Origin of the sequence: Comamonas granuli NBRC 101663 (assembly GCF_000739995.1) — a bacterium.
GTDB lineage: Bacteria > Pseudomonadota > Gammaproteobacteria > Burkholderiales > Burkholderiaceae_C > Simplicispira > Simplicispira granuli.
In genome coordinates this window covers 40,810-46,964 of sequence record NZ_BBJX01000019.1, presented here as the reverse complement: position 1 = coordinate 46,964, position 6,155 = coordinate 40,810, and the positions used below count along the sequence as shown (strand labels likewise).

Below are 6,155 nucleotides of genomic sequence, written 5' to 3'. Positions count from 1 at the left end.
CGCCCCGTTGAATCTGTAGTTAGTGACTTGATGAATTCGTCCATCAAGCTGTCAATTTCGGGAGTTTGTCAACAATGAGCACCAGACTGAAAAAAATTGACTTGGCCAACGCCTTGGGAGTCGATCCCAGCCTCATCACCAGGTACACCGACCGAGGAATGCCTACCACCTCAGTCGCTGCAGCGCTGGAGTGGAAGGAGAGAAACATCCGGCCGCGCGTGAAGGTGGCCAGTGTCGAGAACCCTGGGCTTTTTGATTACGACCAGTCCCGCGCCAAGAGAGAGCACTTCGCAGCCTTGCAGGCCGAGGCGCAGGCGCGCAAAGAACTCGGGGAGCTGGTCGAGATTGCCGATGTTGAGCGCATGGCGGCCCAAATGGGCACCACCATTCGCCTGGCCCTGGAAGGATTGCCTGCCATGCTGGCACCTCAAATTTGCGGGCGCAGCGAGGAGGAAATTGTGGGGGTACTGGCATCCAACGTGGAGCGAGTCCTTGCGGAGATGTCGCGAACCCTGGATGCCATGGGCGAGGCAGAGAGTGCGCGGGGTGGGCGCCATGGGTAAGTGCTCAAGCTTCCGATTCTGTCCGTGTCTTTCTGGTTCTGCGGGTCCTTCAAAAAGGCCTCTGCTGCGGGTGATTCGAGCCGCGTGTTCGGACTGTTCCGCGACCTTCCTAAGGGGGCTATTGCATGACCACGATTGACCTTGACCAACAAGCCACCCAGGCGGCGTTTGGCGAACTGGTGGGTATTGCGCAACCCACCGTGAGCACGCTCATGTCCGAGGGCAAGCTACCCAGCTCTGGTTCGCTGCGCGAGCTGCTGCTGGCCTACTGCCAGCGCCTGCGCGACCAGGCCGCCGGGCGCCTGGGCGAAAACGCCACCCTCGACCTGGTGCAGGAACGCGCCGCCCTGGCGCGTGAGCAGCGCGAGGGCCAGGCCATCAAGAACGCCGTGGCGCGCAAGGAATTCGCCCCCATTGGCCTGCTTGCCGATGTGCTGGGCATGGCCAGCAGTGCCGTGGTGGATCGCTTCGACCAGTTGGATGGTGCGCTGCGCAAAGCCTGCCCCGACCTGCCGGACGAAGCCAAGACAGTGCTGCAGCAGGTGATTGCCAACGCGCGCAATGAGTGGATCAGATCCACCGAGCGGGCGGTTTTTGACCACATCGATGCCATGCCGAGCGCTGGTGACGACCAGGACGACGACACCGCCGAGGAGTCCGCGCCATGAACGCACCCCTGAAACTGGTTCTGATACTGCCATGTCACGAACAGGATGTGATCGGCTTTCGTGGCATCCATGGCGTCATCCCTGAAATCGTGCGCTTGCCGGGCGAGTCCATGCGCCTCATGTTGGAGCGAACAAGCCAGGCGGCCAAGGGTAGCGGGTCGTACATGCTGGCACCAGTGGTGCGGCAGAGGGGCGCAGCATGAGCGCCGCCGTCGAACTGCTGCAGCGCGCCGCCGCTGGCGAACACGTCATGCTGCCCGCCGACCTGGCACGCAAGCTGCTGGCCGCCGCGAATGATGGCGAGGTGGCCACGGCGCTGGGCCTGGGGCTCGCGCAGCGGGTGCGCATGCGCAACGCCGCCCTGGTCGAAGCCGCGCGAGTCCTCTCGACGGACGGGTGCACCACCTGGCAGACCGCCGCCCGTCTGGCCCAGGCTGCGCGGCGCTTTGAACGGGCGCTGTTGCCTGCATTGCAAGCTGGGCAGGCCTTGACCCTCACGCCGCACGAGGCGGCGCTGTGGCGGGCCTACCAGGTGCGCGGCACGCGCATGCTCAGATCCCCGCGAAAGCTGTATTCCTTGCTGATGCTGGAGGGCTGACCAAAAGGGAGGGCGCGGGCAGTGGGGACCGTGGACATTGGATGCAAAGGAGAAACCCCATGTCCATGAACCCCACCAGCCCGCCTCCCATCGACTACGAGCGCTTCGACGCCCGCGAGGTTGCCGCCGCCGCCCCCGATTGGATGGCCCACGCCTTCGGTCAAGCGCTGCCAGGGCGCACCCTTCACCCCATTGCGCGCAGCCTTGACCTTGCAACCGTGGCCCACGCCTTCGGTGTGCTGAACGGCGCACAATCCGGCCCTGCTGGCACGCGTGGCTCTGCTGTCGTTGCGCGCGGCGCCGCGACAAGCGGCTTTCTTGATCTGTTCCGCAGGTACACGGCCCCCGTGCTGCTGCAGGCATACCAGGCCGCAACCCAACGGCCCTACGCGGCCACGCTGGAGCTTCCAGACTTTCGGGCGCAGTCGATCTTTTCGATCGATGCCGCCGTGGGTCTTGAGCGCCTGAATGGCGAGTTCTCTGTCATTTCCCGCCGCCGCGCATTCAATGAAAACACGGCCTACGCCCTGGCGAGCATGCAAAGCTACGCCAAGATTTTCGAGATCAGTCGCGATGACTTGCTGGGCAACGACACCAAGAGCCTCGTGAATTTGCTCCTCGGCGCCGGTTCTCTGGCTGCTGCTGTCGAAGCCGGATTGCTGGCCAGTGCAGTGGAGGACGCACCCGCCCTGTCAGACGGCGCGGTATTCGACGCCACCAACACCGTGGCTTCGGCACTGAGCGCTGAAACCCTAGGTCAGGCCGTTGGCATGCTGCGCACCCAAGGCGCAACAGGCCGACCGCTCAACATTGCGCCCAAGCACCTGGTTGTCGAGCCAGGCCTGGAAATGTTGGCGCGCAAGCTGATTTGCGACGCAGACATGGGCGGTCAGATTCAGATCAGCACCTTGCCGGGCCTGGCTGCCGGCCGCTGGCTGGTGTTGGGTGATCCTGAGCTTGTGCCCTGCCTGACGCTGGTCACGCTGGAGGGTGACTCTCTGAACTACCATGTGCAGCGCCCCTTCAAAAGCGACGGGGTGGATTTGCGCGTACTCCTGACCTCTGGCGCCATGCTCGCGGGCCGCATCGGCATCGTGCGGGGTGGCGCATGATCGGGCGCACCAAGCCACCCAGCGTTGCAGAGCTGACCGCCTGGTTGGAAGAGGAAATGCAGGCTTGTCGTTTCAACTACGCCAGCTCTATGGCAGACCCCGAGCGCGCCTCGTTTTGGGCGCGGCGCCAGGGCTACCTTGAGGCCACGGCCGAGGTGATCGGCTGGTTCCAAGCCGAGCTTGCCGAAAAGTGAACCTAGACACCGAATGAAAAAGCCCTCTTCGTACCGGGGCACCGTGCATGCTGGTGGTTCATGGTTGACAGCAATGCAGGCCAGCAGCGGACGCGCCAATTAAGGCGCTGTGAGCTGGCCACTTTTCCCCGCCCGGCCATGCGCCGGGTTTTTTATTGGCGACCGGCCGCCGGGGGGGTTTTGCGGTGTTGTGGGGGCAAAAATGGGGGCAAGTAGAAAGTTCTAAAGCAAAAAATCAAGCATTCATGCGGGTTTCAAGTCATTTTTCGAATGACTCCGTCCCAAGGCTTGATGGAATCTGCGGCGGTTTGTCATCGCTGCCCTTGCCCCAGCGGCAAAACAAAGCCACCTTGCATTCAGCGGGGTGGCTTTTGTTTTTGGGCCCCGTGCCAGCGGGCCCGCGCGGTGCTGTTGCGGTCGCAGGGCCGACGTTGAGCAGACTCAATGGAAGATGGCGCGCTGCAAGGCAGGATGGCTGCATTGTCCCTAGCTTGTGGAGCCGCCCATGAAGACAGATTGGGTTCTTGTGGCCAACGGATCGATGGCCCGGGTGTTGAGCCGCACCGCGCCTGACGCTGCGCTGGTTCCTGTGATGACAGTGCCCTTTCCGGACGGCCGGCTCAAGGCGCACGACCAGGACAAGGATAGGCCAGGCCATGGAGCCAGCGACACCAGCAGCGCCAGCATCCGGTTCGAGCCGCGCACGACCCGGCGGCGCAAGCTCCTGCAGCAATTCGCCCGGGAAATGTCGCACCGGCTGGACCAAGGCCGCAACGACAGGCACTTCGAATCCTTGACCATCGTCGCCTCCAGCCCCTTCCTGGGCGAGCTGCGTTCCGCGCTGTCACCCCAGGTGAACAAATGTGTGGCGGGCGTCTACGACGTCGACCTGACCGAACTGAGCGCGGACAAGATTGAGAGCCGATTGCGGGATCTGGCGGCCTGAGCTTTGCGGGGGCCAGTGCAGGAGGCGTCGGAGGTCCTCCAAAATTGGTTAGCGGCTTGTCTTAGTTGAAACAAGTGGAACCGGACGCCGCAAGATCGCGGCCGCTGCCTATCATGCGCACAGAAAGCGGTGTGGATGCATGAGGCCGGCTGGATGGCCGATCCCGGGTCGGATGGATGCATCACTTCGCAGTCACGCGGCGATGCCTCTGGAGGACCACCTTGCGCGAGCAGAAGTTCTTGTCAGCACCCAGATTGTTGCTGGTGGATGGCCTCGCTTTGGTGCGAGAAGGCCTCAAGAGCTTGTTTTCCGCGCAAAAAGAGAGCTGGACGATCTTGGAGGCGCAGTCTGGCCCCCAGGCGCTGGACATTCTGCGCCGCGAGCCGGTGGACGTGGCCATCATCGATCTGACCGCGCCGGCCATCAACGGGCTGGAATTGACGCGGCGGATCCAGGCAGAGTTCGGCAAGGTCGCGGTGCTTGTGCTCGCCCTGCACTGCCAGGAGCAGTACATCGTCCGTGCACTGAAGGCGGGAGCACGGGGATACCTCACCATGGATGCCACGCCCACCGAACTGATGGCAGCGATTCGCAAGGTGGCCTTGGGCGGCGTCTATCTGTCGAGCCATGCGGCCGACAGGGTCGTGCTGGAGCTCAATGGCCAAGCGCAGGCGCCGGAGGTCCAGTCATTGTCAAATCGTGAGCTGGACATTCTTCAGCGCATTGTCGACGGCCAGCGCCCCATGGAAATTGCCCACGCCTTGAGCCTGTCGATCAAGACCGTCAGCACGCACAAGAGGCATATCCAGGACAAGCTGCGACTGCCATCGACCGCGGCACTGGTGCGCTTCGGCCTGGAGCACAGACTGGGGCAGGACCTCATGGCAGGACCTCCCGGGTGCCCTGGTGTGGGCACCTGCGTGGATCACGCGGATACGGCGTGCTGAAAGCCATGGGCAGTGCACTCCGACCGATGAGGGCACCCCCATGGACGCGCTGATGAGAGCCATGGTGCTGGAGCATCCAGGCCAGGGACTTCGCCTCGTTCCATGTCCGGTGCCGCGGCCTGGACCAGAACAGATCTTGATCGCCGTGGAGGCGTGCGGGGTCTGCCGGACCGATTTCCATCTGGTGGATGGGGAGCTGCCGGACATGGTCCTGCCCATGACGCCGGGGCACGAGATTGTCGGCCGCGTGGCGGCCATCGGTGCGGCGGTGGATCGCTGGACGATAGGCCAGCGTGTCGGTGTGCCCTGGTTGGGCTGGACCTGCGGCGCATGCCGCTATTGTCGTGCCGGGCAGGAGAACCTGTGCACGCAGGCCCGGTTCACCGGCTACCAGATCCCAGGGGGCTTCGCGCAATACACGCTGGCAGATCAGCGCTACTGTTTTGCATTGCCCGAGGGCCCGGCGGCCGAGGAGTTGGCGCCTCTGCTGTGCGCCGGCCTGATCGGCTATCGGGCAGCTCGCCTCGCTGGATCTGCGCAGCGCCTGGGGGTGTACGGCTTCGGGGCTGCGGGCCATCTGGTCACCCAACTGGCTCGCCGGTGGGGATGCGAGGTGTATGCGCTCACCAGACCGGGTGACGAGAGCACGCAAGCGTTCGCGAGGTCGCTTGGTGCCGTGTGGGCCGGTGGCGCGGACGAGGCGCCGCCCTCTCTGCTGGATGCGGCGTTGATCTTCGCACCGGACGGCAGTCTGGTCCCGACGGCCCTGCGGCACATCAGACCCGGTGGTTGCGTGGTGTGCGCTGGCATCCACATGAGCGATATCCCCTCGTTCCCGTACGCACTGCTCTGGGGCGAGAGAGTGCTGCGCTCGGTCGCCAACCTGACCAGGCGGGATGGCGAGGAGTTCTTTGCGCTGGTGGCACAGGCGCCGTTGAAGGCGCAGGTCCACGTCTTTGCGCTGGAGGACGCCAACCAGGCGCTGGATCGCTTGCGCCGGGGCGACATTCAGGGCGCTGCAGTCCTGTCCATGCGCAGCGGCGCGCAGTGACCGCAGAGGTCCCAGGCATCCGCGCGTGCGCTGGGGGCCTTGCGCCGCATGCGGGATGGCCGGCGCTTGCAGCGCG

At 64.3% G+C, this 6,155-nt stretch carries 9 protein-coding genes; all 9 read left to right on the top strand.

Translation table 11 applies throughout. The annotated features are described in order from the left end of the window. Nucleotides 1-74 precede the first annotated feature (74 nt). The 9 genes from CGR01S_RS15155 (at nt 75) to CGR01S_RS15120 (ending at nt 6,079) form a co-directional block, all read left to right on the top strand. A complete protein-coding gene (locus tag CGR01S_RS15155) occupies nt 75-563 on the top strand; it encodes a hypothetical protein (RefSeq protein WP_042429154.1) in 489 nt (162 codons plus the stop codon). Between the two features lie 125 nt (nt 564-688). Then, nucleotides 689-1,231 (top strand): hypothetical protein, encoded by a 543-nt coding sequence (locus CGR01S_RS15150; protein WP_042429151.1) that lies wholly within the window; start codon nt 689-691, stop codon nt 1,229-1,231. Continuing rightward, entirely contained in the window at nt 1,228-1,434 is a 207-nt protein-coding gene (locus tag CGR01S_RS16785; RefSeq protein WP_156967592.1) for a hypothetical protein, read from the top strand. Before CGR01S_RS15150 ends, CGR01S_RS16785 begins: the two co-directional genes overlap by 4 nt. Continuing rightward, nucleotides 1,431-1,829 (top strand): hypothetical protein, encoded by a 399-nt coding sequence (locus tag CGR01S_RS15145; RefSeq protein WP_042429150.1) that lies wholly within the window; start codon nt 1,431-1,433, stop codon nt 1,827-1,829. Before CGR01S_RS16785 ends, CGR01S_RS15145 begins: the two co-directional genes overlap by 4 nt. 59 nt (nt 1,830-1,888) lie before the next feature. Further along, nucleotides 1,889-2,941 (top strand): phage major capsid protein, encoded by a 1,053-nt coding sequence (locus CGR01S_RS15140; protein ID WP_042429147.1) that lies wholly within the window; start codon nt 1,889-1,891, stop codon nt 2,939-2,941. After that, the gene (locus CGR01S_RS15135) at nt 2,938-3,135 is read left to right on the top strand and encodes a hypothetical protein (protein WP_042429144.1); all 198 of its coding nucleotides are present in this window, start codon (nt 2,938-2,940) and stop codon (nt 3,133-3,135) included. Before CGR01S_RS15140 ends, CGR01S_RS15135 begins: the two co-directional genes overlap by 4 nt. A gap of 505 nt (nt 3,136-3,640) precedes the next feature. Next, on the top strand, nt 3,641-4,081 hold the full coding sequence (locus CGR01S_RS16235) for a host attachment protein (RefSeq protein ID WP_084690744.1): 441 nt from the start codon (nt 3,641-3,643) through the stop codon (nt 4,079-4,081). Nucleotides 4,082-4,302: 221 nt separating this feature from the next. Next, a complete protein-coding gene (locus CGR01S_RS15125) occupies nt 4,303-5,028 on the top strand; it encodes a response regulator (RefSeq protein WP_245616822.1) in 726 nt (241 codons plus the stop codon). A 52-nt stretch (nt 5,029-5,080) separates the two neighbouring features. Further along, nucleotides 5,081-6,079: a zinc-dependent alcohol dehydrogenase family protein gene (locus tag CGR01S_RS15120; protein ID WP_042429170.1), complete on the top strand. Its 999-nt coding sequence runs from the start codon at nt 5,081-5,083 to the stop codon at nt 6,077-6,079. The last annotated feature ends 76 nt before the right edge of the window (nt 6,080-6,155 follow it).

Coding starts and splice junctions, on each gene's coding strand:
- CGR01S_RS15155 (WP_042429154.1), top strand. CDS start 75: ATGAGCACCAGACTGAAAAAAATTGACTTGGCCAACGCCTTGGGAGTC.
- CGR01S_RS15150 (WP_042429151.1), top strand. CDS start 689: ATGACCACGATTGACCTTGACCAACAAGCCACCCAGGCGGCGTTTGGC.
- CGR01S_RS16785 (WP_156967592.1), top strand. CDS start 1,228: ATGAACGCACCCCTGAAACTGGTTCTGATACTGCCATGTCACGAACAG.
- CGR01S_RS15145 (WP_042429150.1), top strand. CDS start 1,431: ATGAGCGCCGCCGTCGAACTGCTGCAGCGCGCCGCCGCTGGCGAACAC.
- CGR01S_RS15140 (WP_042429147.1), top strand. CDS start 1,889: ATGTCCATGAACCCCACCAGCCCGCCTCCCATCGACTACGAGCGCTTC.
- CGR01S_RS15135 (WP_042429144.1), top strand. CDS start 2,938: ATGATCGGGCGCACCAAGCCACCCAGCGTTGCAGAGCTGACCGCCTGG.
- CGR01S_RS16235 (WP_084690744.1), top strand. CDS start 3,641: ATGAAGACAGATTGGGTTCTTGTGGCCAACGGATCGATGGCCCGGGTG.
- CGR01S_RS15120 (WP_042429170.1), top strand. CDS start 5,081: ATGAGAGCCATGGTGCTGGAGCATCCAGGCCAGGGACTTCGCCTCGTT.